Origin of the sequence: Desulfovibrio sp. TomC (assembly GCF_000801335.2) — a bacterium.
In the GTDB taxonomy this organism is placed as follows: Bacteria; Desulfobacterota; Desulfovibrionia; order Desulfovibrionales; family Desulfovibrionaceae; genus Solidesulfovibrio.
The window spans coordinates 102,477-127,521 of record NZ_JSEH01000015.1; the positions used below are offsets into that span (position 1 = coordinate 102,477).

At 62.7% G+C, this 25,045-nt stretch carries 22 protein-coding genes and 1 pseudogene; 13 read left to right on the forward strand and 10 right to left on the reverse strand.

The window, feature by feature from the left end; translation table 11 throughout:
• Positions 1 to 180 precede the first annotated feature (180 nt).
• Complete coding sequence (locus NY78_RS14840; protein ID WP_043637554.1) at positions 181 to 1,356, reverse strand: hypothetical protein; 1,176 nt, start codon at positions 1,354 to 1,356, stop codon at positions 181 to 183.
• Between the two features lie 104 nt (positions 1,357 to 1,460).
• Between NY78_RS14840 and NY78_RS14845 the strand changes: the two genes are divergently transcribed.
• Positions 1,461 to 2,066: an MBL fold metallo-hydrolase gene (locus NY78_RS14845; RefSeq protein WP_231584007.1), complete on the forward strand. Its 606-nt coding sequence runs from the start codon at positions 1,461 to 1,463 to the stop codon at positions 2,064 to 2,066.
• Positions 2,067 to 2,208: 142 nt separating this feature from the next.
• A complete protein-coding gene (locus NY78_RS14850) occupies positions 2,209 to 3,531 on the forward strand; it encodes a metallophosphoesterase (RefSeq protein ID WP_043637559.1) in 1,323 nt (440 codons plus the stop codon).
• A 155-nt stretch (positions 3,532 to 3,686) separates the two neighbouring features.
• Here NY78_RS14850 and NY78_RS14855 read toward each other — a convergent pair whose 3' ends face one another.
• The 4 genes and pseudogenes from NY78_RS14855 to NY78_RS25890 form a co-directional block, all read right to left on the reverse strand.
• Positions 3,687 to 5,201, reverse strand: coding sequence for a carboxypeptidase M32 (locus tag NY78_RS14855; RefSeq protein ID WP_043637562.1), 1,515 nt, complete (start codon positions 5,199 to 5,201; stop codon positions 3,687 to 3,689).
• Positions 5,198 to 5,863: a hypothetical protein gene (locus tag NY78_RS14860; RefSeq protein ID WP_043637564.1), complete on the reverse strand. Its 666-nt coding sequence runs from the start codon at positions 5,861 to 5,863 to the stop codon at positions 5,198 to 5,200. The genes NY78_RS14855 and NY78_RS14860 overlap by 4 nt, the downstream gene beginning before the upstream one ends.
• Positions 5,864 to 5,939: 76 nt before the next feature.
• Positions 5,940 to 6,701, reverse strand: a complete 762-nt coding sequence (modA, locus tag NY78_RS14865) for a molybdate ABC transporter substrate-binding protein (RefSeq protein ID WP_043637565.1) — start codon at positions 6,699 to 6,701, stop codon at positions 5,940 to 5,942.
• A gap of 106 nt (positions 6,702 to 6,807) precedes the next feature.
• Positions 6,808 to 7,851, reverse strand: a pseudogene (locus tag NY78_RS25890) (hypothetical protein).
• A 467-nt stretch (positions 7,852 to 8,318) separates the two neighbouring features.
• On the opposite strand from NY78_RS25890, the gene NY78_RS14875 reads away from it, so the two are divergent.
• Positions 8,319 to 9,662, forward strand: coding sequence for a TrpB-like pyridoxal phosphate-dependent enzyme (locus NY78_RS14875; RefSeq protein WP_043637567.1), 1,344 nt, complete (start codon positions 8,319 to 8,321; stop codon positions 9,660 to 9,662).
• Between the two features lie 82 nt (positions 9,663 to 9,744).
• Here the strand turns inward: NY78_RS14875 and NY78_RS14880 are convergent, their stop codons facing one another.
• On the reverse strand, positions 9,745 to 10,926 hold the full coding sequence (locus NY78_RS14880; RefSeq protein WP_043637568.1) for a TOBE domain-containing protein: 1,182 nt from the start codon (positions 10,924 to 10,926) through the stop codon (positions 9,745 to 9,747).
• 275 nt (positions 10,927 to 11,201) lie between these two features.
• Here NY78_RS14880 and NY78_RS14885 point away from each other — a divergent pair, with 275 nt between their 5' ends.
• The 8 genes from NY78_RS14885 (at position 11,202) to NY78_RS14915 (ending at position 16,861) form a co-directional block, all read left to right on the forward strand.
• The gene (locus NY78_RS14885; RefSeq protein WP_043637570.1) at positions 11,202 to 11,918 is read left to right on the forward strand and encodes an alpha/beta hydrolase; all 717 of its coding nucleotides are present in this window, start codon (positions 11,202 to 11,204) and stop codon (positions 11,916 to 11,918) included.
• The gene (locus tag NY78_RS14890) at positions 11,915 to 12,712 is read left to right on the forward strand and encodes an ATP-binding cassette domain-containing protein (RefSeq protein WP_082140056.1); all 798 of its coding nucleotides are present in this window, start codon (positions 11,915 to 11,917) and stop codon (positions 12,710 to 12,712) included. The genes NY78_RS14885 and NY78_RS14890 overlap by 4 nt, the downstream gene beginning before the upstream one ends.
• Before the next feature lie 104 nt (positions 12,713 to 12,816).
• On the forward strand, positions 12,817 to 13,536 hold the full coding sequence (modA, locus tag NY78_RS14895; protein ID WP_043637571.1) for a molybdate ABC transporter substrate-binding protein: 720 nt from the start codon (positions 12,817 to 12,819) through the stop codon (positions 13,534 to 13,536).
• A gap of 97 nt (positions 13,537 to 13,633) precedes the next feature.
• Complete coding sequence (locus tag NY78_RS14900) at positions 13,634 to 14,320, forward strand: molybdate ABC transporter permease subunit (protein ID WP_043637572.1); 687 nt, start codon at positions 13,634 to 13,636, stop codon at positions 14,318 to 14,320.
• Positions 14,321 to 14,545: 225 nt separating this feature from the next.
• Positions 14,546 to 14,797: a FeoA family protein gene (locus NY78_RS23905; protein ID WP_082140057.1), complete on the forward strand. Its 252-nt coding sequence runs from the start codon at positions 14,546 to 14,548 to the stop codon at positions 14,795 to 14,797.
• A 41-nt stretch (positions 14,798 to 14,838) separates the two neighbouring features.
• Entirely contained in the window at positions 14,839 to 15,087 is a 249-nt protein-coding gene (locus NY78_RS14905) for a FeoA family protein (protein ID WP_043637574.1), read from the forward strand.
• 209 nt (positions 15,088 to 15,296) lie between these two features.
• Positions 15,297 to 15,749, forward strand: coding sequence for a C-GCAxxG-C-C family protein (locus NY78_RS14910; RefSeq protein ID WP_043637576.1), 453 nt, complete (start codon positions 15,297 to 15,299; stop codon positions 15,747 to 15,749).
• Between the two features lie 95 nt (positions 15,750 to 15,844).
• Positions 15,845 to 16,861, forward strand: coding sequence for an Lcl C-terminal domain-containing protein (locus tag NY78_RS14915; RefSeq protein WP_231584008.1), 1,017 nt, complete (start codon positions 15,845 to 15,847; stop codon positions 16,859 to 16,861).
• Positions 16,862 to 17,005: 144 nt separating this feature from the next.
• On the opposite strand, the gene NY78_RS14920 is transcribed toward NY78_RS14915, so the two are convergent.
• From NY78_RS14920 to NY78_RS14935, 4 genes are all read right to left on the reverse strand, one after another.
• Entirely contained in the window at positions 17,006 to 19,048 is a 2,043-nt protein-coding gene (locus NY78_RS14920) for a methyl-accepting chemotaxis protein (protein ID WP_043637578.1), read from the reverse strand.
• Positions 19,049 to 19,169: 121 nt separating this feature from the next.
• The gene (locus NY78_RS14925) at positions 19,170 to 19,841 is read right to left on the reverse strand and encodes an ABC transporter ATP-binding protein (RefSeq protein ID WP_043637625.1); all 672 of its coding nucleotides are present in this window, start codon (positions 19,839 to 19,841) and stop codon (positions 19,170 to 19,172) included.
• A gap of 20 nt (positions 19,842 to 19,861) precedes the next feature.
• A complete protein-coding gene (locus NY78_RS14930) occupies positions 19,862 to 21,028 on the reverse strand; it encodes an ABC transporter permease (RefSeq protein ID WP_043637580.1) in 1,167 nt (388 codons plus the stop codon).
• 47 nt (positions 21,029 to 21,075) lie between these two features.
• Positions 21,076 to 21,552 carry a DUF2318 domain-containing protein gene (locus NY78_RS14935; protein ID WP_043637581.1) on the reverse strand — a complete coding sequence of 159 codons (477 nt, stop codon included), beginning with the start codon at positions 21,550 to 21,552 and terminating at the stop codon, positions 21,076 to 21,078.
• 304 nt (positions 21,553 to 21,856) lie between these two features.
• On the opposite strand from NY78_RS14935, the gene NY78_RS14940 reads away from it, so the two are divergent.
• Positions 21,857 to 23,671 carry an ATP-binding protein gene (locus NY78_RS14940; protein WP_331428930.1) on the forward strand — a complete coding sequence of 605 codons (1,815 nt, stop codon included), beginning with the start codon at positions 21,857 to 21,859 and terminating at the stop codon, positions 23,669 to 23,671.
• Positions 23,646 to 25,037, forward strand: a complete 1,392-nt coding sequence (locus NY78_RS14945) for a sigma-54-dependent transcriptional regulator (RefSeq protein ID WP_043637586.1) — start codon at positions 23,646 to 23,648, stop codon at positions 25,035 to 25,037. The genes NY78_RS14940 and NY78_RS14945 overlap by 26 nt, the downstream gene beginning before the upstream one ends.
• Positions 25,038 to 25,045 lie beyond the last annotated feature (8 nt).

Sequence of the window (25,045 nt, forward strand, 5' to 3'; positions counted from 1 at the left end):
CGTCACCCTGGCAGCACGATTTATGCCAGTCTGGAAGGCGATTTGGGTCCCCATCCGCCAACAGACCGGAAATGCGGGGGATGCAAAAGTGTGTGAAGAGCGTCCCGGCAGGGGGGTCCCGGCGGGGGGCGGACCCGTCCCGGAATCGTTTGCCATTGTCAAACGGAGTGTTTGATAATGTTAAACTTTTGTTGAGGCAAGAACCAATCGCCTGAGCGCCTCGATTTTTTCCAGGTACTCCCGGCGGTAGGCCTCGCCGTTGGCGGTAAAGGTCTCGGCCAGGCCGGCATGGATGTCGCACCACCCGGCCAGGGCCGGGTCTGGGCGGCCCTGGCCGTAGGCCCGCACCATGTGCAGCAGGTTGTGGCACACCGGCATGTACGGTGCGGCGTCAAGAAGCAGTCCGGTGAAATCCTCTTTTGGCCGAAACAGCATGTTTCCCACGGCCCGGGCCGCGCGATAGTTGGAACCGGAAACGAGATGCTCAAGTAATACTTGATGGTTTAACTGCTCCGGGACAAAGGGTTGCCGCCAGCTCCCGGGCACGGTCTCTTCCGGGGCGTAGTCCACCCGGCCGGTCTTGAGCGTGGCGACGATTGTTGCCGCCAAGGCTGGCCACAGGCTGCCGGCATGTTCCAGGTCCCGGCTTATGGCCGGCCGGGTGTCGTCGGGCGAGCGGGCCAGACGCAGAAAGGGAAAATGCGCCTCCACCGGCGCACCGGATCGTCGAAATACGCCGGCCATAATCCGGTCGGCATCCAGATACCGGGTGTCGGGCAGGGTTTCGACCCAGGCGGCGAACTCCCTGGCGGCGGTGAAGCACAGCTCACCCCATCCATTCAGATAGGAGTGCGGCGTGGGCCCAAGGCCCGGATAATGGCCCAGGCGACCGACCACCAGGATGGGCAGGCCGGGCAGGCGCTCACGCAGGAGGTGCAGCATGGCGGCGTAGCGCTCGAGATAACTGGCCGGATTGGGCACGATGGTCTGGAACTGGGCTTCGACGGCCCGGCCCAGGGCAGGTTTGCGGGCAAAGGCGGCAGGATCGAGGTAGAAGGCGTAGCGGTCGGTTTTGTGCAGGAAAAGTGGCCTGTTTTCGTGAAAGAGGTTGAGGACCAGGGCCGTGGTCCCGGGAGTGGCCGCCGGCGGCAGGAATTGGTCGCCAAGCTCCCTTGTGTGGAGGTATTCCCTGGCCCTGGCCCCGTCGATAAGGGCAGTGACCAGGGGCGGAATAACGCCCGGCGAGGCGGTCAGGGTCAGCGGCGAGGCCAGGGAGGCAAAAGAGACGTCCTCCCCGGCGGCGGCCGCCGCTTCGGCAGTGAACTGCATCTGGCAGTTGCCGCGAAAAAGGATCATGTTCGGCCTCCCCGGGTAGGCGGCGTCAACCGGCAAGGGGTTTGCAAGGCAGTTTCAGGAAAGGACATTGTTGCCGGCAGCCTATGTATATCAAGACGTTTACCATGCAACCCTTTGCGGTCAACAGCTACCTGGCCTGGGGCGCCGACGGCGCGGCCGTGGTCATTGACTGCGGCGGCGAACCGGAGCGGCTCTGGCGCGAGATCGGTGAGCGCGGACTGCGCCTGACGGCCATTTTGCTCACCCATCTGCATCACGACCACGTCCTCGGGGTGGCGGAGCTGGCCGGACTGAGTCAGGCCCCGGTTTATGCTTCGACGGCCGATGCCTTGTTGGCCGCCGAGGAGGGCTACGGCCCGGACGGGGCCATGGCCCCAGTGCCGGCGTTTCCCTACAAAGCCATCCACCCGGGCCGCCGGATGTTTCTGGGCGAACCTTGTCTGGTTCTGCCAGTCCCCGGCCACACTCCCGGCCATCTGGTCTATTTCTTCACCCGTTCCCTGGCCGCCTTTACCGGTGATACGATTTTTCGCGGCAACGTCGGCCGTACCGACAGTTCGTACGGCCACGCGGCCCTGCTTCTGGATTCCATCCGGGAGCGGATCCTGGTCTTGCCCGATGCCGTGGAATTGTTTCCCGGCCATGGTCCGTCGACGACAGTCGGCCGGGAAAGGGTCGAGAGCGCTTTCTTTGCGCCGAAAAAAGCCTAGCGTTTCCATGTGTTGCAGTATGATAAGACTGTCAGCCCGTGATGCCGGAGGGTTTCGTTTTGCTCCGATTCGGTTTATACGCTGACGCATAGCAAATCGAGGCTACGGGCTGCCAGGACTACAAGCGCAAAAGGAAAGCACCATGGCTGCAACAGGCAATGTGGACACATTTCTGCTCTTTTCCGATGTGCACTTTGATCCCTTTGCCGATCCGACCCTGGTCCCGACCCTGGCCGCGGCAGATGTCTCCGCCTGGAAGGGCATTCTGTCCTCTTCGTCCCAGACCGCCTATTCGGCCTACGGCAGCGATAGCAACTATTGGCTGTTTGAATCTGCCTTGGACGACATGGCCGGCCGGGCCGATGGCATCACGCTTATGATCTACCCTGGCGACATCCTGTCCCATAATTTCCCTCAGACCTATGCCAGCCTGACCGGTGATACGAGCCAGGCCGGCCTGGATGCCTTTGCCCAAAAAACCGTGCAATTTTTTGTCCAGGAAGTGGACAGCCGCTTTCCCGATGCGACCGTCATCGTGGCTGACGGCAATTGCGACACCGACAACATGCAGGGCAGCATCGGCGCACGTCCCGGCGATGCGTATCTGTCGAGTACAGCCCCGATCCTGGCCCAGGCTTTTTTCAACAACGACGCGGACCGGGCGGCTTTCACCACCGGCTACTCCATGGGCGGCTACTATGCCTTGGAGCCGGACGGTCCGACCGGGATCAAGTATATCGTGCTCAATGATAATTTGTGGATAAGCGAGTATGACGACCCAGGGCCGGGAGTCGTGGAACTGTCCTGGTTCGCCTCGGAACTGGCGGATTCTGCCCAGGATTTCCAGAAAGTGTGGGTGGTCGCCCACATCCCGACCGGAGCCGCTGCGGCCGCCGTGGCCGACACCTACGCTGAAACCGGGCAGATCAGTTACTCGGGAAATCTGGACAATGGTTTCAACAATGCGTTTACGGCCTTGGAGTTGTCCTACTCGTCGACTATTGCGGCGACGTTTACCGGCCATCTCCATAACGACGATTTCCGGCTCATAACCGCAACTGATGGTTCGGACGCTGCCGCGCTTATTCGCATAGCCCCGGGGATTTCGCCTGTCTTCGACAGCAACCCAGGCTACCAGATTTACAGCTACGACACCCAGACCTTTGCCCTGCAAAACGAGACGACCTACACGCTTGATCTTGGAGCGGCCACCCCGGCCTGGAGCAAGGAATACGACTACGCCGAGACCTACGGTTCCACGTTGGCCACGCCGCAGGAGTGGCAGGCCGTGTACGCCGACATTCTGACCAGCCCGGTGTCCCAGGCTGCCTACCTCAATTTCAAGAACCAGGACGCCACGAGCCAGAGCACCATCACGGCGGCCAATGCTGCGGTGTATCTGCTTGCGCCGGGCTATACCACGCCTGCGACCTACAATGCTGCCGCAACCGTGCTGGCCGGCTAGGGGCGCGGTCGCAGGGCGTTGCAACGGCCACGCCCACAGTCAAATCAAACTCCCCCAGGTGGGATTCCAAAGGGCACTGCCCTTTGGCCGCCGGAGGCACTCTTCCTCTTCCCTCGCACGCCCCGGCCGCCGGAGGCATTTCTTCCCCCGGCTCTCTATTCCCAGGCGACGCCGTAGATGGCTGAAGCCTTGGCCCGCAGATGGCGCACCAGCGGTGCGGCCGTCGGCGCTTGGCCTGTGGCGGCGGTCAGAAGCACCCGGGGCCGCAGCAGACGGCCTTTTTCATGGATGGTCTGGCCAAGCCAGGAGAGCAGCGGGGCAAAGTCGCCGGCCGCCATGCGGGAGGGCAGGTCCGGGATGGCCTTGGCAGCAGCTTCAAAGAGGCAGGCGGCGTAAATATTGCCCAGGCTGTAGGTGGGGAAATAGCCGAAGGCGCCCGTTGACCAGTGCACGTCCTGGAGACAGCCCAGCGCGTCGGTTGGCGGCGTCAACCCCAAAATTGCCTGCGACTTCTCATTCCAGGCTCCGGGCAGATCGGCCACGGCCAGATCGCCCCGGATTAGCGCCAGTTCCAGTTCAAAGCGCAGCACGATATGCGGGTTGTAGGTCGTCTCGTCGGCGTCCACCCGGACAAGGCCCGGCTGGGTAGCCCCGACGATCTTGAAAATGTCTTGGGGCGACAGGCCGGCCAGCTGGGGAAATTCCCTGGCGGCCAGGGGCAGGGCGTGTTCCCAGAAGGGCAGGGACCGGGCCACTTGGTTTTCCCACAACCGCGACTGTGACTCGTGCACGGCAAAGGAGGCCGGTTCCCCCATGGGCGTCCCGTAGTGGTCCGGTCCGCTGTGTCCCAGGCTGTAGAGGGCGTGGCCGGTTTCGTGGATTGCCCCGAAAAAGGCCTTGGTGAAATCGGCCTTGTCAAAGCGCGTGGTGATTCGCGCGTCTCCCGGGCCGATGAGCGTTGAAAACGGATGGGTGGAGACGTCCAGGCGCGAGGCTGTGTCGGGCAGGCCGATGTCGGCCGTAATCTGGCGCAAGAGCCGTTCCTGGGCTGCGATCGGATACGGACCGGCCGGCAACGGGGCGGGTTTGGGCGCATCGGCCACGCGGGCAAGGATGTCTGTGGCCGCATCGCGCAGTTCGGACAGAATGGGAGCGATGGCCGCCACGGTCTCGCCGGGCTCAAACAGGTCGAGCAGGGCGTCATAGGCCTCGCCGGCATAGCCAAGGGCCTCGGCCTTTTGCCGCGACAGGTCGAGCAGGGTGTCGAGATGCGGAGCAAAGGCACGGAAGTTGTTTTCTTTCCTGGCCAATTCCCAGGCCCGCTGGCCGGTGCTGGCGGCCTGGGCCAGGGCCACGGCCAGGGATTCGGGAATCTTGACGGCCTGATCGTAATCACGGCGCAGTTCACGGATATTGGCGGCTTCGGGCGAGGCCTCGTCGCGGGTGCGTCCTGTGTCTTCGCAGGCGGCCAGCCATTCGCCCATGGCCGGATCGCTGGCCCGGCGGTGGAGGATGGCGGTCAACGCCCCGATCTGCCCGGCCCGGCCGGCATGGGCGGCTGGAGGCAGCATGACCTGCTGGTCCCAGGAGAGCAGGCTCAAGGTCGCGGCGATCTCGGCCGAAGCCCGGCTATGGGCCATGAGCTTGGCATAGGCCTCATTGGCGTTCACGGTTTGGCGCTCCTGGTCGGGGTTTTGGCGTGGCCGGTCTTGCGGGCCGCGACCATGCGTTCGTAGAGCGGCTGATAGAAAAAGCTGACGTCGCCTTCGTTCATATCCGGGTGAAAGGCGCAGTAGATATTGACCTCGCCCACGGTCCAGGCGTGATAATATTTGTCGCGATTTTCCTGGGTGGGCGGTCCGTAGGCCCGGGTCAGACCGGCCAACGCCGTCTCATAGGCGGCCATGCCGTCGAAGTTAATCCAGATATGGTAGAATTGATTCTTGTAAAATTCATAGTAGGCTTCGCGCACCGTTGCGCCGAAAATGTCCTTTGGGCCCTGTGGCCACAGGCAGGTCGTGGTGCCGTTTTCGGCCGAGACGTCGAATTGGGCCAGTCCCGGCTGGGAGGTTGCCGGAGCGCCCCAGGGGATACCGCCAAAACCGGGCGGCGGGCCGGCCTCGGCGACGGCCAGGGGGCTGGCCTGGGAAAGGACCGGCGCACCGGCCGGGGGAGCCTTGGCCGGCGGCGCGGCTTTGACCGGGGCCGCTTGGGCCTTGGCAGCGCTTTGCACCGGTTTGGCTGGTGTTTTCGACGTGTTGCGGGCAGCGGGAGCGCAAGCGGCAACAAAGATGAGCAACAGGATCGCAACAAGACGCGGGACAAAGGACATGCAGTACTCCAGGCGAAACGGTCAAAACTCCGCTTGTCTATAGCCAATGCCGGGATGAAAGGAAAGGGAGCGGCTGTTATTGCGGTTGCGTCGGCGGCGGCAGAAAGCCGAAGCGACCCAAGGTCGTAGTAGCCTGAGGCGAGGCCAGATAGGCCAGAAAGGCGGTGGCCAGCGGCTGGTCCTTGGCTGTTTTGGCCATGGCGGCAGTGTAGATGATAGGAGGATTGAGGACGAGGGACGCCGCGGTCTCAACGGCTTTGCCTGCGGTGGACGCATCGGTGGCGTACACGAAGCCCGCATCGATTTCGTGGCGCTCCAGGGCGGCCAATACATGGCGAACAGATGGGTAGTAGACCAGTTTGGAGGTCAGGGCGAACCAGAGGGCCTTTTGCTGCAAGACGCGTTTGGCGTAACGCCCGGCTGGCACGGATTCGGGGTTGCCCACGCCAATGCGCTGCACACCGCCCACGGACAGGCTGTCGAGGCTTGACACCCGGGCGGCATTGCCGGCCGGCACGGCCAACACCAGGGTATTGCCGGCAAAGACCATGCGCGTGGCCGCAACGACGCGGTCCCTGTCTGCGGCCAGGGTCATGGTGTCGCGGTCGGCGCTGGCAAAAACGTCGCAGGCTGCGCCGGCAGCCATGCGGCCAAGCAGCGCTCCGGAAGCGGCAAAGTCCAGCTGGACCGTGTCGCCGGGATGGGCGGCCTCGAAGTCGGTTTTGAGGGCAGTGAAGGCGTTGGTCAGGCTGGCGGCCGCGAAGACCGTGATTTCACCGGCAAAGGCGGGCCGACAAACGGCCAGGGCAAGAAGCAGGGCGAGCAGCAGACGTTTCATGGCGTTTCCCCATTGTCCGACGTTTGCTCCGTATAGCCTATCGCGACGCCAAGGAAAAGGGCCGAGAGGACGGTTTGACCTCCCGGCCCTGGCTGCCTTGGGGCGTCTAGAAGGTGTACTTGAAGCCGAAGGAGGCCATCCAGGCGTCGTTGACGTTCTTCGTGAAGCGACGGGTGGCGGTGTTCCAGATGCTGCCGTTGGGGTTGCCGTAGTGGGCCCAGCCGGTTTCCATGATCAAAGCCAGATTTTCATAGAGCATGTACTTGGAGTCGATGTTGGCCCCAAGCACATACTCGCCCATGGCCAAATCCTTGCCCATGGTGAGGTATTTGCCGTTGCCGCCGGAGGCCAGCACGGCTTTACGCAGTCCGGCCGGGGAGTTGTTGCCCCAGGTGGATGTGAAGGTCAGGCGGTGGGAGAGTTTTTCCAGCCAGCTGATGTCTTTGATGGAGGCAGTGAGGCCCCAGCTGCCGATGGGGTTGACGCTCATGTCGTTTTTAGAAAGCTCCTGTCCGGTGGGGTAGAGGAAGGAGTTGCCCATGCCGAAGTTGCCGGCGATAGACGGCAGCCGTTCCGAGCCGTTGTTGATGGAACTGTCTTCGCCGGTGCTCCACCAGCCGCCGACTTCGGGGGTGCCCCAGTCAAAGCCGGTATACTGGGCGGCGGCGTCGATGAACCAACCTTGTCGCTCGTTGCGCTTGTAATCGCCCGTAGCGCCCTGGCCGTAGATGACGTCGCCGTAAAACTTCAGGGGGTCGAGGGCGCTCACCTCAAGGGTCGTGCCGGCCCACCAGTAGATGTTGCAGTCGGGCAGCTTGAACTACAGGTACGCTTGGTAGACTTCGATGGAGACGGTGGGATTGGCCGCTGTGTAGGTGCCATAGCCCCAGGGAGTGTCGTTGACCCGGGTGCCGAGACGGACCTTGACGGCTTCGTTGGCCACGAAATCGGTGCGCAGTCGCCAGCGTTGCCAAATCTCGAAGGCTTCTTCTGTCTGCGTGCCTGTTGCGTTCCAGCTGGTCCAGTTGTGGTTTTGGAAAAAGACGCCATACGCCCGGAAGTCGCCTGCCATTTTGACTTCAGTCGTCGCCTGGGCAGCGGCCGAGGTCAGAAGCAGGCAGAACATGAGCAGTGATACGACTCGTTTCATGCATTCTCCTGTGTGCTGTGAAACTGTTTGGGAGCGTTGTGGTTGCAGTCTTGCCATTTCACCACGACAATCGGCGCCGCCGGAGGCGGCAACATGCCGACCGGGGATCACCGCATCAAGCCGTTCATGGACCTTCGGCGCAGGGCGACGTTGTTCAGAGCTCGTGCGTCCAGATCGAAGGTTATTCAATATATCTTCATTGGGCAGCATTTCACAAATCAAGTAGTATTTTGCAGCTGGAGAAAATTAATATACGTTAAGACAGATTTTACGAACAACGCAACAGGTTTGTAAGAGAGAAGAATCTCGATCTGCATATTTTTTATTGTTACAACTGTCGCTGTCAGTGAAATTGACACGCGAGACAATCCGTGCTTAACTCACACTGACCGTCTGTACGGCCTTGTTTGGGGAAACGATCCCCCGGGCTTGGGATGCTTACAATCATTCGGAAATCGGAGCGATACATGGAAGTGAAGATCAATTTGCCCGAGTGCGAGATGCCGACGCAGTGGTACAACGCCTTGCCCGATCTGCCCACGCCTCTGGCCCCGCCGCTCGATCCCCAGACCAAGCAGGTCATCAGTTCCGAGCAGCTCGAGGTCATCTTTCCCAAGGCCGTCATTGAGCAGGAAATGTCGCCTACGCGTTGGCTGCCCATCCCGCAGCCGGTGCTCGACATCTATCGCCTCTATCGCCCGACGCCGCTGGTGCGGGCCAAACGCCTGGAAGAGGCGCTTGGGGTCAAATGCAAGATTTATTATAAAAACGAATCCGTCTCGCCAGCTGGGTCGCACAAACCCAACACGGCCATTCCCCAGGCCTTTTACAACAAGGCCGAGGGCGTGAAGCGCCTGGCCACGGAGACCGGGGCCGGCCAGTGGGGAACGGCCCTGTCCTTTGCCTGCTCCATGATGGGCATGGAATGTACGGTCTATATGGTCAAGGTGAGCTACAACCAGAAGCCCTATCGCCGTATTCTGATCAATGCCTACGGCGGGGAGATCTTTGCCTCGCCCTCGGAGAACACCCAGACCGGCCGGGTCGTGCTGGCCGAAGACCCCGACTGCACCGGGTCGCTTGGTCTGGCCATCTCCGAGGCCGTGGAAGACGCCGCCACCCATGACGACACCAAGTATGCCCTGGGCAGTGTGCTCAACCATGTGTTGCATCACCAGACCGTCATCGGCCTTGAGGTGGAGAAGCAGCTGGCCATGGTCGGCGCGAAACCCGATTACCTCGTCGGCTGCGTTGGCGGCGGCAGCAACTTTGCCGGCTTGATCCTGCCCTTTTTGCCGCGAAAGCTCTCCGGGGAGGCCATCCGGTTTGTGGCCGTCGAACCCAAGGCCTGCCCGACTCTGACCCGGGGGCAGTTCCGCTACGACTATGGCGATGTGGCCCGGCTCACGCCGCTGCTCAAGATGCACACCCTGGGGCATGCCTTCATGCCTGCCCCCATTCATGCCGGCGGCCTGCGCTATCACGGCGACGCGCCCATTCTGTGCAATCTGGTCAACGAAGGGCTGGTGGACGCCACAGCCTACTATCAAAACGAGTGTTTCGAGGCGGCCCAGCTGTTTTTGCGCACCGAAGGCTTCCTGCCTGCGCCGGAAACATCCCACGCCATCAAAGGGGCCATCGAGACGGCCAAAACAGCCAAGCCCGGCGAGTCGGTGGTCTTTCTTTATTCCGGCCACGGGCTCCTTGACCTCGCTTCCTACGACGCCTTTCTGCAGGGCAAACTGACGGATTTTGCCTATCCTGAAGAGCACATTGCGGCTGCGCTCAAGTCCTGTCCCGATGTCGAATAGCATTCAACTGCCAGCACACAAGGGGCTGTAGTGAGAAGCAAAACGCCGCCGGACAGACTGTCCGGCGGGCGTTTTGCATGCGTTACTGCACATTGATGATGACGCTAAACGCCTTGAAGAAAAACCAGACCGGATCGCCTTCCTTGAGATCAAGGCTTTCCACGGATTCGGCGGTGATAAGGGCGCACATGGGGGTGCCGGAGAGCAGCTCGCCCATGATCTCCACGGCCACGCCGTCGCCCCGGATGCTGGTGACCTTCCCGGAAAAGCAGTTTCGGGCGCTGGTTTTGGCCCGGAATTCGTCCTTGCCGACCAGCACCCAGGGCGCTTTGACCAGGGCGGTCACCGGATCGGCCTCGGACAGGCCGAGGCGTTCGAAACTCTCGTTGGTGATTACCGACACCACTTCCTCGCCGGTGGCGGTGGTCAGGGAAATTTCGGTGAAGAGCGGGCTTTTGCGCACGCTCGAAACCGTGCCGAAAAAGGTATTGCGGGCACTGGTCTTCATGCGGGTCTCCTTGGCAACGCAACGGCTGACAATGCGCTGGCAATCGGTGTCGGAAAAAGAACAATAAATCGAGGTGAGGACGACACTGGAGTGGCCGAGCATCATTTGGACGACAGGCAGGGGGACGCCGCTTCGCAGGAGCTCCACGGCTCGGGAATGGCGCAGCGAGGTGGGGCTGACCCGGCCCGGCGGCAGTCCGGCCCGTCTGGCCTGCTCATAGAGCTTGCGACGGACGAATCCGGGATCGAGGCGAAACAGTTCCCCGCGTAGGGCCCGGTTGACCGGGCTGGCTGCAAACCGCTCCACATCATCAAGAAAGTCCCGGGGGACGACCACTTTTCGCGGTGAATCGTCTTCGCGTGATCCGGCAAACCGGACTGTCGATCTGGCCCTGTCGATGTCGGTCCGCTCGTTGACGGCCAGCACTTCGCCGAGTTTGGCCCCGCTGACGCGCAGCATGGCGTAGACCAGACGCATACGCTCCCTGGCCCGGCGAATCGACGGGGTACGGGCGGCGTCGCGCCAAGCGACGAAGGCCTTGGTCAACCGGTCGAGTTCGTCGGCATCCAGGTGGCGGATATCCTTGGGCACGCTGAAAAGAGCGGCTTGGCACGCGCTGCCCTGGGACAGCCGACGGTGCGGCCCCTCTTGGTCCTTGCGGGCCAGGGCAGCCCCAGCCTGGTCGCACAGGCGACGCAAGGAAGGCGCATCCAGGCGGTTTACAAGATCAAAGATATTTTCTTCTGCGGTACTCATGTTTGACGCTGTAGCGTGGCACGTATGTATTGTAAAGCATATGAAAGGCATGACACGCATAATAGTTTTGGCGTGATAGCTGGTTACTTAAGTTGTCTGCAAGTCAGTGTCACGATCGTTATTGCTTTCGTGTTAGTTGTGCTCCTTGGTCAGGCACTGTCACGAACATTTGTAAAGTCATGAAGCTGGATTCTTTCAGATGTTACTGTAGTATTGCCGAGACGTCCCCGCCAGGCCTTGCAGCCTGAAGCAGCAGGGGCGTCAAGGAGGAAGCTATGGCCACGTTTGTTTGCATCCACGGCGCGTTTCAGGGCGGCTGGGTTTGGAGAGATACAGCCCGTGCCCTTTTTGCTCTGGGCCACGAGGTCCTGTCCCCGACATTGTCGGGCTGCGGCCATCTTGCCCACCACATGGGGCCGGGGCTGGGACTTGGCCTGTATGTGCGTGATGTGGTCCAGTTTGTTGCGCTTGAAGACCTTCAGGATGTTGTTTTGGTGGGGCACAGCTATTCCGGGCTGATCTGCACCGGGGCCATGGCCGAGATTTCGCCCAGACTGGCCGGCGCGATCTATGTGGACGCCTTGCTGCCGCAGCCTGGGCAGAGTTTTGCCGACATGGCCGGGGAGCCGTTTCGCAACATGCTTTCGGCCCGCCTTCGCGACGGCTGGCTGGTTGCGCCCTGGGAAGCGTCGATGTTCGGCGTGGCCGGCGACGAGCGGGCCGAGTGGTTTCTCTCGCGCCTGTTCCCGTTCCCCCTGGCCGCTTTCACTGACGCCACCGGGACCGGTGCCCCGGCGTTCCCGAAGCAACATCACTACCTGCGCTGTGCCGCCAACCCCAATCCCATGCTGGCCGCCAACGCCGCCCGGGCTGCGGGACTGGGCTTTGTCATGCACGCCATCGATACGGGGCATTGTCCGCAAATTACCGCTCCGGTCGAACTGGCCCGGATGCTGGCCACCATTGCCGCCGACATGGGCACAGCGGGATGATGCTGCGGGCCAGTTGCGTCAAGCGCCTGCCCCATTTCACCCTGGAGGTCGACATTGTTTGCCCGGCCGGCTCAATCCTGGTCCTGACCGGGCCTTCCGGATCGGGCAAGACCACGTTGCTGCGCCTTATTGCCGGGCTCGACGACCCGGACCAGGGCTCGGTGCAACTGGGTGAGGCGGTCTGGCGCGACACGGCGCGCGGTATTCGCCTGCATCCCCGGCAACGCAACATCGGGTTGGTGTTCCAAGACTATTCGCTGTTTCCCCACATGACCCTGGCCCAGAACGTGGCCTACGCCGCTGCCGATCAGGGGGAAATCTCCGACCTGCTGTCACTGTTTGGCATCGGGCATCTGGCCGCCGCCTATCCGGCCGGCATGTCCGGCGGCGAACGGCAGCGCGGAGCCCTCTGTCAGGCCCTGGCCCGGCGGCCGGGGGCGCTTTTGCTCGATGAACCGTTTTCCGCCCTGGACGCGGCTACCCGTATGGCCCTTCGCGCGGAACTCCTCGTGGTCCGGCAGCGGTTCGCCATCCCCATTGTCCATGTCACCCACGATCTGGCCGAGGCCGCCCAGCTCGGCGACGCCATTGTGTCCGTCAACCGGGGGCGCATGGATGCCGGATGGTTTGATCGGCAGCTCGATCTCCACTTGGAAGAGCAGCGCGAGCTCTTGGCCCGACGGGGCGTCGGATGTCCGCCCCCGGGCGTGAGGGTGTCCGGAGCAGGCCCGGGATGCGGCAATGGGCCGCAGCCTGGGCAGGAGCCAACCTGCACCCACGTCCGGGTGGCATAGTCCGCAAGGACGGCCCGGCCATATGGCGGGCCTGGTCGGCTTCGGAAACGGAACCATGACAGGGGCGGAGCGGGGCTTCGCCGCAAACCTCCAAGGAGTTGGCTATGCGTCGTATTGTCTGGATGTGTCTTCTGGCCCTGACTCTGGCTGTTCCGGCCCTGGCCGAACCGCTGACCGTTGCCGCCGGGGCCGGATACAAGAAACCCGTGACCGAACTGGCCAAGGCCTTTGAAACGGCCAGCGGCATCAAAACCGAGCTCATTTTTGGCAACATGGGGCAGATCGCCACCCAGGCCAAGGGGAGCGGGGCTGTTGACGTGATTGTTGGCGAGAAGGGATTTTTGGAGTCCATCGGCCTGCCCTTTGACGGCATGACGCCGCTTGGCCGGGGCGTGCTGGTGGTGGCCTGGCCCAAGGGGAGCACGCTTGCCGCGCCGGCCGATATTGCCAAACCTGGCGTGACCCGGCTGGCCATGCCCGATCCGGCCAAGGCCATTTATGGCAAGGCCGCGACCCAGTATCTGCAAAAATCCGGTTTGGACAAGGCCGTGGCCGACAAGCTTTTGGTGGTGGCTACCGTTCCCCAGGTTACTGCCTACCTGCAAAGCGGCGAAGTGGATGCCGGCTTTGTCAATCGGACCGATGTCCTGGACGCCGGGGCCTCCATCGGCGGTTTTTTGGAGGTCGACCCGTCCCTGTACGCCCCCATTGAGATTGTTGCCGTTGGCCTGACCGGTTCGAAAAACACTGCCGGAGCCAAGGCCTTTGCCGCCTTCCTGGCCGGACCCGAGGCCCGGGCCATCATCGGGCGGCACGGCCTGTAATGGACGCGCTACGCTTTTGGCCAAGACCCGGGTCCGGGCTTGGTAACGGGTGGGCCTTCTCCTTGGTGATCAGACGGACGCGTTCGGGCAAAGCGTAATGCAGGAAACCTTTGCAGCGGCGGCGACCAGTCCCGAAGTGCTTTTTTCGATTGCCCTGACGCTTCGGGTCATGGCCGTCGCCCTGCCGTTGCTGTTTCTTGTCGGCGTGCCCCTGGGCTATCTGTTGGGCCGGGGGCACGGCCGATTGGTGGCCGTTCTCGACGTGGCGGCTTCCTTGCCGCTGGTGTTGCCGCCCATGGCCGTTGGTTTCTTCCTGTTGCTGCTCCTTGGCCGCAACGGGGTGTTGGGCAACCCGCTGCGGCAGCTGACAGGCATAGAACTCATTTTCAGTTTCCCCGGGCTGGTCGTGGCGGCCGTGGTTTCCGGTCTGCCGCTCATGGTGCGGCCGATCCAGGCGGCGGTGCGGGGAGATCTGCTGCGGCTTGTGGAACTGTCGTCGGTGCTCGGCAAGTCTGCGCCGACAACCTTTGTCCGGGTGGTTCTGCCCCATTGCCGAAAAAGCGTGGCCGCCGGGATGTTTCTGGCCACGGGCCGGGCCTTGGGCGAGGTCGGCGTGAGCCTGCTCCTTGGCGGGGACATCATCGGGCGCACCAACACGGTTTCCTTGGAAATCTACAACGCGGTTTTCTCCGGCCAATACGGCCGGGCCGGGTTTCTGGCGGCGCTGTTGGCCGGCGTCTCCCTGTTGCTGACCTACCTGCTCAAACGCACCGGAAAAGGCTAGGCTGTTTTATTTCAAAGGCGTGAGCGGGAACCTTTGGAAAAAGAGCATTATTACAGAATATTGCCGAGATCGATCGGACCAATCCATGGCCAAGACGCACTCTGAACCATTGGTTTTCGGAGGGTCGCCAGGACGCGGCGCGGGGCAGGGACGTCAGAAATCCGTCGCCAGAGCTTGACAATCATTCTCAATTCCATTATCTCTCATCCAGGCAAGGAGAAAGGCATGGCTCCACTTGGACCGCTTTCCACATTTCCGGCTGGCAGCCGCGTGCGGGTTGAGACGCTCTGTGACTGTCCCAGAGCCCGGGGACGGTTGTGCGCCATGGGCATTACCCCGGGAACGGTCGTGGAAATCACCTCCGGCTGCGGTGGTCCCGTGTGCTTGCGGGCCAGAGGATGCTGCGTCACTTTGGGCAATGGTTTGGCGCAAAAGGTCTTTGGCCGGCTCGACCAGGCTGTGTTGGCGGTAGCCTGATTTCCAGGTTGTCCGGTTTGGCGAAGGGTTCGGAGGGCGACATGGCACAGGACGCGCCAGTGACCATTGGGATGCGCGAGTTGCAGGTCGGCCAACGGGCCAGGATTTGCACTGTGGGCGCAGCCGGCGAACTGGGCCGGCGCATCCGCGACATGGGCCTTGTGCCGGGGACCGACATCGCCATCATCGGCCGCGCGCCGCTTCGCGATCCAGTGGCTTTGCGCCTGAAAGCCTTTACCCTGACGCTTCGCAACAGCGAGGCTGATTTCATCACCGTCACGCCCCTGTAAGAAATCACGGCGGGCAGGGGACGCTTCCGTTCCATCCATACCCATATGCCTTGGCTGGTCCTTCTCCTGGAGGCCGGTTTTCCCATCTACTATGCCTTTGTCATCTATCGGAATGCCTTTTTTATTGCCGGGCGGCTGCAGAGTCGGGTAAGGCGGCAGCAGGCTGGTGCGAATGCTCTCCCGGGGCGCACCGTCAGGGGAGGACTGTCATGGATCAGGATGTTGCCGATGTCTCCAAAATAGCCGTGGCCCACTTTGCCGCCGGATGCAACTGCGCCCAGTCCATGCTGGTCAGCTTTGCCGCCGAGCTGGGGCTTGAGACGCAAACGGCTATTCGCCTGGCCACGGGTTTTGGCGTGGGCATGGCTCGGGGCGGGGTCTGCGGGGTTGTGTCCGGGGCGGTCATGGTTCTTGGCTTGGCGGGTGGGGGCGGAGGGCCGGGCGGAGCTGCGCGAAAGGCGGCGACGTATGCCCGAACCAGGGAGTTTTACGATCAATTCATTGACCGGCATGGGTCGCTGATCTGCCGGGACCTGATCGGCCTTGACCCCTCGGTCTCCGAGGGCCTGGACCAGGCCCGCCGGGAGCATCGGTTTGAGACAGTTTGCGTCAAACTCGTAAGCGATGCCGCGGCTATCCTGGAAATCATGCTGCATACCTGAATAATCAGTGCGAGTCGTGCCTTGTCTGGACCGGATGCGCGATTTCGCCTTGAACCGAACCGGACTGCCAATGTTGGCGGGGAGGGGGCTGACATATGGTCGAGGAGAACATGTGGCCGGCGACTGCTGTACTCCCCACCGGTCAGACGCTGTGCCATGATGCGGCGGGCAAGCTTGTCCCCTGCCCGGGCAGCGGCCAGGATGCGGCCTTTGTCGTGGCTCGGCCGGACCGAGGTCCCAGGTTTGCAGTCGCCGCTGAAGGATTGGTCGGGGATCGGGCCACGGGGTTGTTGTGGCCGATGGATGCCGGTCTGTCCGGTTTCCCCCGACCCTGGTCCGAGGCCTTGGCCCTGGTTGCCGGCTATGCCCGGGACGGTCTGCTTGGCCGCACGGACTGGCATCTCCCCAATCGCCGGGAACTGCGCAGCCTTATTTCATATGGCGCGGCCCGGCCAGCCCTGCCGTCTGGGCATCTCTTTCAAAATGTCTTTATCGGTTGGTACTGGAGCGCCACCACGGCCGCTCCGGCTCCAGCCTATGCCTGGTACGTCCATCTGGAAGGCGGGCGGATGTTTTATGGCAAAAAGGACCAGGACTGTCTGGTCTGGCCCGTGGCCGGCCGGTCGCATCTGCCGCAAACCGGGCAGGAAGGCTGTTACGATGTCATTGGTCGGGAAATACCCTGCGCCGGGACCGGCCAGGACGGTGCGGTCCGATCCGGGACGCCGTGGCCGAGCCCCCGTTTTGAGAAACAGGGGGAGGCTGTCCACGACCGGCTAACGGGCCTCGTCTGGGCGGCGCGGGCCGATATCGGCGGCGGAGCGGCGACCTGGGAACAGGCCCTGGCCCTGGCCGGCCGCTTTGGCGACGGCGGGTGGCGTCTGCCCACGATCAACGAGCTGGAGTCGCTGGTCGATGCCGGGCGCAGTCACCCGGCCTTGCCCGCCGGGCATCCGTTCGCGGGCGTCGGCGAGGCCTATTGGTCCTCGACCACCAGCGCCTTTGAAAACAATTGGGCCCACGCCCTGTATCTCCACAAGGGAGCCGTGGGCGTGGGCGTCAAAAGCGCCAGGGAGTTCTTGGTCTGGCCCGTGCGTGGGCCGCTGGCGTAACCACTATCTTCTCTTGCCGAACTTCCGCCCGCCGCTTTGGCAGCGTACTCGGTCTAATCAAACGAACCCCAGGTGGGATTCCAAAGGGCACTGCCCTTTGGCCGCCGAAGGCAATCTTTCTCTAATTCTTCACAGCATTCTCAACTAAAAGCGCTCGAAGGCGTCGTCGTCGGCCTCAAGATCAAGGGCGACGCCGGTTTTTTTGCCCGCTGTGGCCCGATGCTTCCTGGCTGCAGGCCGGGACGGACGACCGGAGGCAGCCAGGGCCTTGGGTGCGGCCTGACGACGGTTCATGTTGTCCAGGCGGAAGTAGGAGATGGTGTCCTGAAGCTGCAGGGCCTGCCCGGAAAGCTCTTCGGCGGTGGAAGCCATTTCCTCGGAGGCCGAGGCGTTTTGCTGCACCACTTGGTCGAGCTGCTGGATGGCCCGGTTGACCTGCTCGGCTCCGGAGTTCTGCTCCACGCTTGAGGCGGTGATTTCCTGAATAAGCTCCGCCGTGCGCTGAATGTCGGGGACGATGCGGGCCAGGAGATCGCCGGCTTTTTCCGCGATCTCGACGCTGGAAGAAGACAATTCGCTGATTTCGCCGGCGGCGTTGCCGCTGCGTTCAGCCAGTTTGCGCACCTCGGCCGCAACCACGGCAAAGCCCTTGCCGTGTTCCCCGGCCCGGGCCGCCTCGATGGCGGCATTGAGGGCCAGCAGGTTGGTCTGGCGGGCGATTTCCTCGATGATGCCGATTTTTTCGGCGATCTGCTTCATGGCGGATACTGTTTTGGCCACGGCATCGCCGCCGCTTTGGGCATCCTGGGCCGTTTTCAGGGCAATCTGCTCGGTCTGCTTGGCGTTGTCGGCGTTTTGCCGGATATTGGCAGCCATCTCTTCCATGGACGAGGAGATCTCCTCGACGCTGGCGGCCTGCTCCGTGGCCCCTTGAGACAGGCTTTGGGTGGTGGCCGAGAGTTCCTCGGAACCCGAGGCCACGTTTTCGGCTCCGGACTGCACCTCGCCGACCACTTCACGCAGTTTCTGGATCATATGACGCAGGGCGGCAGCCAGCGCGCCCACCTCGTCTTTCTGGTCGATATCGATGGTCTGGTTCAGGTCGCCGGCGGCCAGGCCTTCGGCGGCGCGCACGCCGACCAGAATGGGCCGGGTGATCATGCGGGAAATAATGACGCCAAGCAGCAGGGCCATGACCACGCCAACGCCGATGCCGGACAGGGAGACGATCCTGGCTTTGGCGGCTGCGGCCTCGCCCTCGGCTTGGCCTTTTTCGGCATCCTCCAGGGAGGCGGCCATGAGGCGATCGAGAAGCGTGAAACAGCGTGTCTGCTTGTCCCGAACGGTGACCATGGCATCCTGACGCATCTGGTTATAGATGCTTTCGACGCGGGCTACTTCTTGGTTCATGATCTCGAATTGGGCAATGGTGAGTTCCACGGGATCGTGAATTTCCGTGCGAAGCGTGCTGAGGAGTTCTTCCCGCGATGCGTTCTTGGCCGCCAGTTCCTTGAGACGGGCCACGCCATGGTGGAGTTTCTCGTGGACCTGAAGCAGATCTGCGATGGCCTTTTTAAACACCGGATTGGTTATGTCCCGGCCGGAGGTTGCAAGCCATTTGCCGAAATTGCATTGATTGGGGTCGCTGCCGCCGGCCAGAGGCTTGCCGTTAAGGGCCAGATTGTAGGCGTCGGTGAGCAGTTTGTAGTGGTCCCCGCGAAACAGGTCGATCTGCTGGCGCAAGGCTGCCGGGTCGTCGATGCCGGACTTGTCCCATTGGCGGGCCAGATCAAAGGTCGTGTTGTTGATCTTGACCCATTCCTGCCAGGCCGGGGCGAACTCGCGCCACACCCGTTCCGCTTCAGCCGATTTGGGCAGTTTTTCGTACTCGTCCCAGGATTTGCGGTAGCTGTCGCGCAAGTTGGCTATGTTCTCGTACTGGCGCTGGCGATCCTTGGCGTCAAGGCCCGGGATGAGCAGGGAACGCTGGGCGACCCGTACGGATTCACCAGCGATCTTGATGGCTTGTATGTCTCGTACAGACGGCAGATTGACATCGGTCACCGTTTGGAGGTGGTCGCTTACGGTGCTTAGGCCGGAGAGGCCGACGAGGCCGACGATGAGGGTGATGACGGCGGTGATCAAAAATCCGCCGACCAATTTGACCCCGAGCTTCAGATTGCGCATACAGTTACTCCCACGGCTTTGTTCCTGGCCCGTATCTTCGGCCAAATCATTTGTTTTCTAAGGGCGTAACTCGGGAGTTGTCAAATGGGTCTGGCTATACGCCTGGGTTACGGGCGTTGGCTCAGGCTTCGGCCTTGATCAAGCCGTCGGCAATTTCCACTACCCGGTCGGCCATGGCCGCATAGGCCGGTTCGTGGGTGACCATGAGCACGCTGATGCCCTCGGTGACGAGCCCCCCAAGGGTGCTTATGATGTGGCGGCCAGTATCGCCGTCGAGGCTGCCGGTGGGTTCGTCGGCAAAGATCACCCGGGGTTCGGTCACCAGGGCCCGAGCAATGGCTACCCGCTGTTGTTCGCCGCCGGAGAGCCGTCCCGGCAGCCGGTCGGCCTTGTCGGCCAACCCCACCCGGGCCAGGCAATCCAGGGCCTTGCGCCGTTTGTCCGCCGAAACCGGGCGGATGCTCGATAGAAACGGGGCCAGCACGTTTTCAAAGGCCGTCAGGTAGGGGAGCAGATGGTGCATCTGAAAGACCATGGAAAAATCCGTGGCCCGCAGCCGGTCGCGCTCCCGGGCCGAGAGGCTGGACAGATCCCGGTCCTGGTAGAGTACCCGCCCGGCATCCGGGGTGAGCAGGCTGGACAGGACATTGAGCAACGTGGATTTACCGGAGCCGGAACGGCCGACAATGCACACGAACTGCCCGGCCTCGATGCCCAGAGACACGCCGCGAAGGGCAGGCGCGTTGCCGGCGTCGGTGGCAAAGGCTTTGCTGATGTTGTCTGCGACAAGCATGGCCATAGATCCTCCGATGATTACAGCATGACCAGGGCCTGGGACGGCTCGATGCGGGCGGCGGCCAGGGCCGGCGGCAGCGAGGCCAGGCTGGAAAGGGCGGCCACGCCGACAAACATGAGGCTAAATTGGAGCGGATCAAAGGCCGGCGCGGCCTGTTCCCCGAGATCGAGCAGGGCCATGAGCCGGCCGCTGGCCGCAAACCCTGTCAGATAGCCGATGACGGCGGAGGCTGCGCCAAGGACCAAGGCCTCGAGATTCATGAGGAAGAAGACCGCTGCCTGGGAAAATCCCAAGGCCCGCAGCAACCCGATCTCGTTTTTGCGTTCGTTGACCGAGGAAAAAACCGACAGTCCGATCATGACGCAGGCCGTAAGCAAGATGACCCCGGAGACGGCCAGGGCCAAATGCTTGACGAAATCCACGGTCATCATCCGGCTTTTGACCACCTGCTGCATGGCCTTGACGTCTGTTCCCGGCAAGCCGGCCGCGATTTGCGCCGTAATCTCCTCAATGGGACACCCTGAGCACAGGGCCGCTACTTCCACGAAATGGACCCGGTTTTCCTTGCCTGCCGCCTGTTGCAGGGTGTGGAGATCGGCAAAGAGCAGCCGGTCGTCTTCGGAGCCGGTGACGCCGAGCACCCCGGAGACCGTGAAGTCCTTGCCGTCCACGACCACCCTGGACCCAGGGGCCAGTCCCAGGCGCGACGCCGCTTCGGACCCGGCCACAATGTCAGGAGCCTCGCCAGGGAGTCTCCCGGAGGCCGCGAACCAATGGCTTTTAATGAGCCGTTCCTGGTCGAAATCCACGCCGACCACGCCCACAGGCACTTCCGCCACCCGGGTCAGCACCACGAATTTCGGGGCCACGGCGCTTAACCGGTCCTTATGGTGGATGCTCGCGATGGCGGCCAGGGTTTCGTCTTCCTTCAAGTATTTGATGTCCACGGACACGTCGCCAAGGGTCAGGCCGCCGTAGCCGACCGACAGGGTCTCGGTCTTGGGGCTGACCAGGATATTGGCCCCGTAAGCCGCCAGCTTGGCCTCAAGGCTTTCGCCAACGGCCTTGGACAGTTCGATCAGGGCCGTCACCGAGGCCACCCCAATGGAGAAGACGGCCACCATGAGCAGGGTGCGGGGCAGCTTGCGGCGCAGGTTGCGAAGGGGAATGGTCAGGATATTCACAGCACCTCGCTAGGGTTGCGGCTTTGGAAGCGAGCCACATGCATCGGCTAGAAAAACGCGGCTCCGGCCGCGATGTCGCCCAGGTTTATGCGAACCGCGTCGCCTTCAACTGTTGAGGCCAAGGGCGAGGGGTTGCAGCCGCCGCGGACATCACCCACCATCGTCATGTGGAATCGCCGGCCACAGTTGGTGCATACGACAAAATCGCCCTCCTGGCGGTAACCCTTTTTCTCCGGATAGCAGACGTCACAGGCGTCAAGGGCGGTGCGCACCCGGCCATCGGCCGTCTTGACGGCAAAAAATCGGACTTCCTTGCCGCCGGCCGCGACGGCATAGAAATGGGCCTTGCCGTCCTGCAAGTCGGCTAGGGGAAAACTGACGGAACCGTTTACCGGGGTCAGGCTGGTTGGACCGGAAAACAAGCCCAGTAGGGCGTGGCTCGGTTGGGCCCAGGCCAGGAGAAGGGCCAGGGTCAGGCCGGCGCAGGCGGTGAGCGTTAGGCGATCAAGTGTTTTAACGAACATGGGGCTTCCTTTTATGGCTGTGGTCCGGGCTGGACTGGTTGGAATAAAGCAGACTGGATCAGTATATTTTTTTTGCCTCAGCAACGTGTGTGCCAAACAGTCCTGCCCGGCAGTTAAGTCTCATAACCGGCTGGGATGGCTTGGAACGGGCCGTGCACTGCGTCGGACGGGTCTGTTTCCGTGTGGGGACTGACCTAAATTGTGTATGATTTATGGACAGCCGTGACGGCAATGCGTATAAAAAAATGACGCAGTGTTTTGTTTCTATCCATCAGCCGCCAGGAAGGCGCGGACGGGCAAAAATGTGTTGCAGGTAACCAGACGATGGCCGTTTCGCGGCGGCGCTTCCCCACTGCTGTTTCTCGGCGCTGCCGGCATTCTGGCTGCCGTGGTGACGGTCATGGCCGTCATCGATATCGGTCGGGAAAAGCAATATGTGACCGAGCTTTTGCTGGAAAAGGGCGCAGCCCTGATCAAGGCTTTTGAGGCCGGCACCCGGACCGGGATGCGCGGGGCTTTTGGAGCGGAGGTCCGTCTGCAGCATCTGCTTGAGGAAACCGCCAATCAACCCGGCATCTTCTATCTTGCCGTCACGGACGAGAGCGGCCGTATCCTGGCCCACAGCGACGCCTCACGTATCGGGCACACGCTCTTCTCCCCCCAGGCCATGGCCGATCTGGCCCCGGACGCCACGGAAAAGTGGCGGCTGGCCCAGGAAGAGGGGGATGGACGCCGCTCGCTGCTTGTCTATCGGCGTTTCGTCCCTTCGGCCATGGGCCGGGGGCCGCACGGCCTAAAAGCCCATCCGCCGGTCGAGAATCGGGATTTCCTATGTACCGACGATTGTGACGTTCAGGGGATGCGCCGGCCGCTTCGGGGCGTGCCGCTGGTTATTTTCGTGGGGCTCGACGTAGCCCCCATTGAGGCCGCCCGTCGGGCCGATCTCTTCAATATGCTGGCCACGGCTTCGGTGGTGCTCATCCTCGGACTGGGCGGAGTGTTGGGACTGTTTCTGGCTCAGAGTTACCGGGCCCAGCGTCGGGCGCTACGCCAGACCACGGCTTTGGCTTCGGAAGTGGTGGCGTCCATGCCGGCGGGGTTGGTGCTGATTGGGCCGGATGGCCGGGTGGCCATGGCCAATGGGGCGGCCGAGAGTCTGGCCGGGGTGGCTCCGGGAGGGCTCATTGGCCGGTCGGCGGCCGAGGTGTTGCCGCCGGAGGTGTTGCACAATCCGCCAACCGAAGAGCGCGAGATGGATCTTTCCCTGGCCGGCGGACCGGTTGCGGCCCACGGGGTATCGGTTTCGGCGGTGCGTACGGATGAGGGGACGCCGGTCGGGTCGCTGGTTGTGCTGCGCGATCTGCGCGAGGTCCGTCGACTGGAGGCCGAGGTCCGCCGCCGGGAGAAGCTCGCAGCCGTTGGCAATCTGGCCGCCGGGGTGGCCCATGAGATCCGAAATCCCCTCAGTTCCATCCGGGGCTATGCCGCTTATTTCGGGGCCAAGTTCGCCCCGGGCAGCGAGGATCGCCAAGCCGCTGAGATCATGGTGCGCGAGGTGGACCGGCTCAACCGCGTCATCTCGGAATTGATCGAATTCGCCCGTCCCTCGGACCTCAAACGCCGGCCGGTGCGGCTGTCCGATCTGGCCGGCCACGCCGCCCGGCTGATTCGGCCCGATGCCCTGGCCCGGGGCGTGACCATCGCCCAAGAGCCCTCCAACGCCGATCCCCTGGTCCTGGCCGATCCCGACCGGCTGGCCCAGGCCGTGCTCAATCTGTGCCTCAACGCCGTCCAGGCCATGGACTCCGGCGGCGTCATGGGGCTTGGCGTGGGGGTGGCGGCCGATGGCCGGGCCTACCTGGAAGTGACGGACACCGGCAGCGGCATTGATCCGGCTGACCGGGATCGGATATTTGATCCCTACTACACCACCAAATCACTGGGCACGGGCCTGGGCCTGCCCATCGCGCACAAAATCGTGGTTGCCCATGGCGGGGAGATCCAACTGACGACCCGGCCCCAGGGCGGCACATCGGCCAGGGTGGTATTGCCCCAGGCCGGGGACCAGGCCGGGCCAAATGCGGAGGACAGCGATGCTGGCGAGTATATTGGTGGTTGACGATGACAACGGGCATCTGTCCATGCTGCGCACGGTGCTTTCGGGCTGGGGCTATGGCGTGGCCGGGGCCGGCGATGGGGCCGAGGCTGTGGCCATGGTCCGGGAGAAGCCCTTTGACGCCGTGCTCCTTGACGTGCGTATGGCCGGCATGGGCGGCATGGAGGCCCTGGCCCGCATCAAGGAATACAACCCGGCCGTGCCGGTCCTGATCATGACGGCCTATTCGTCGGTGGAAACGGCGGTCTCGGCGCTTAAGTCCGGGGCCTATGATTACCTGACCAAGCCGCTCGACCTGGACGTGTTGCGTCTGACCCTGGAGCGCGCACTTGATCATGTGCGTCTGGCCCGGGAGAATGTCAGCCTGCGCCAAAAGCTTGGCCCGGGGGCCGGCGGACCGCAGATCATCGGCACAAGCCCAGCCATCCGCGAGCTGTTTTCCATGATCGCCATGGTCGCCCCTACCGAAGCCACGGTGCTGGTGACCGGCGAATCCGGCACGGGCAAGGAGCTGGTGGCCAAGGCCCTGCACAGCGGCAGCCCCCGGGCCAGCGGGCCGCTGGTGGCCGTCAACTGCGCCGCCTTGACGGAAACCTTGCTCGAATCAGAGCTTTTCGGTCACGAGAAAGGAGCCTTTACCGGAGCCGACCGTCGCCGGGAAGGTCGCTTTATGGCGGCCAACAAAGGCTCAATCTTTCTCGATGAGATTGGCGAGGTGGCTCCGGCCATCCAGGCCAAGCTTTTGCGGGTTATCCAGGAGCGCGAGATCGAGCGGGTGGGCGGCGACCGGCCCATTGGCGTTGACGTCCGCATCCTGGCCGCCACCAACCGGGACCTGAAAAAAGAGGTGGAAGCCGGCCGGTTTCGCGAAGATCTCTATTATCGCTTAAACGTCGTCACCCTGACCGTGCCGCCGCTGCGCGACCGGGAACAGGACATCCCGCTTCTGGCCCAGCATTTTCTGACCCGCTTTGCCGAGAAGAATCGTAAGCGTATCAAAGGGTTTACGCCGGCGGCCATGGACCAACTGCTGCGATGTCCCTGGCCGGGAAACGTCCGGGAACTGGAAAATGCCGTAGAGCGGGCGGTCATCCTGTCGGTTGGCGAATACGTCACCGAGCGGGAACTGCCGCTTGTCGGCCTGCGGGAGACGACTGCGGGTTTTGCCGCCCCGGCGCCGGGGACTTCCGGGATGCCGGGGCAAACCGATCTGGCCGGACTGACCGGAATGCCCCTGGACGATGTGGAGCGCGAGGTCATCCTGGCCACCTTGCGCGATACTGGCGGCAACAAGAGCGAAGCGGCCCGGGTGCTTGGCATCACCAGGGCAACCCTGCACAAAAAGCTCAAAAAATACGGTGAAGAATAGGCGGGTGA

Bases quoted from the DNA above. Each gene is read 5' to 3' on its own strand.
- NY78_RS14840 (WP_043637554.1), bottom strand. From the start codon at position 1,356: ATGATCCTTTTTCGCGGCAACTGCCAGATGCAGTTCACTGCCGAAGCG.
- NY78_RS14845 (WP_231584007.1), top strand. From the start codon at position 1,461: ATGCAACCCTTTGCGGTCAACAGCTACCTGGCCTGGGGCGCCGACGGC.
- NY78_RS14850 (WP_043637559.1), top strand. From the start codon at position 2,209: ATGGCTGCAACAGGCAATGTGGACACATTTCTGCTCTTTTCCGATGTG.
- NY78_RS14860 (WP_043637564.1), bottom strand. From the start codon at position 5,863: ATGTCCTTTGTCCCGCGTCTTGTTGCGATCCTGTTGCTCATCTTTGTT.
- modA (WP_043637565.1), bottom strand. From the start codon at position 6,701: ATGAAACGTCTGCTGCTCGCCCTGCTTCTTGCCCTGGCCGTTTGTCGG.
- NY78_RS14875 (WP_043637567.1), top strand. From the start codon at position 8,319: ATGGAAGTGAAGATCAATTTGCCCGAGTGCGAGATGCCGACGCAGTGG.
- NY78_RS14880 (WP_043637568.1), bottom strand. From the start codon at position 10,926: ATGAGTACCGCAGAAGAAAATATCTTTGATCTTGTAAACCGCCTGGAT.
- NY78_RS14885 (WP_043637570.1), top strand. From the start codon at position 11,202: ATGGCCACGTTTGTTTGCATCCACGGCGCGTTTCAGGGCGGCTGGGTT.
- NY78_RS14890 (WP_082140056.1), top strand. From the start codon at position 11,915: ATGATGCTGCGGGCCAGTTGCGTCAAGCGCCTGCCCCATTTCACCCTG.
- modA (WP_043637571.1), top strand. From the start codon at position 12,817: ATGCGTCGTATTGTCTGGATGTGTCTTCTGGCCCTGACTCTGGCTGTT.
- NY78_RS14900 (WP_043637572.1), top strand. From the start codon at position 13,634: ATGCAGGAAACCTTTGCAGCGGCGGCGACCAGTCCCGAAGTGCTTTTT.
- NY78_RS23905 (WP_082140057.1), top strand. From the start codon at position 14,546: ATGGCTCCACTTGGACCGCTTTCCACATTTCCGGCTGGCAGCCGCGTG.
- NY78_RS14905 (WP_043637574.1), top strand. From the start codon at position 14,839: ATGGCACAGGACGCGCCAGTGACCATTGGGATGCGCGAGTTGCAGGTC.
- NY78_RS14910 (WP_043637576.1), top strand. From the start codon at position 15,297: ATGGATCAGGATGTTGCCGATGTCTCCAAAATAGCCGTGGCCCACTTT.
- NY78_RS14915 (WP_231584008.1), top strand. From the start codon at position 15,845: ATGGTCGAGGAGAACATGTGGCCGGCGACTGCTGTACTCCCCACCGGT.
- NY78_RS14920 (WP_043637578.1), bottom strand. From the start codon at position 19,048: ATGCGCAATCTGAAGCTCGGGGTCAAATTGGTCGGCGGATTTTTGATC.
- NY78_RS14925 (WP_043637625.1), bottom strand. From the start codon at position 19,841: ATGCTTGTCGCAGACAACATCAGCAAAGCCTTTGCCACCGACGCCGGC.
- NY78_RS14935 (WP_043637581.1), bottom strand. From the start codon at position 21,552: ATGTTCGTTAAAACACTTGATCGCCTAACGCTCACCGCCTGCGCCGGC.
- NY78_RS14945 (WP_043637586.1), top strand. From the start codon at position 23,646: ATGCTGGCGAGTATATTGGTGGTTGACGATGACAACGGGCATCTGTCC.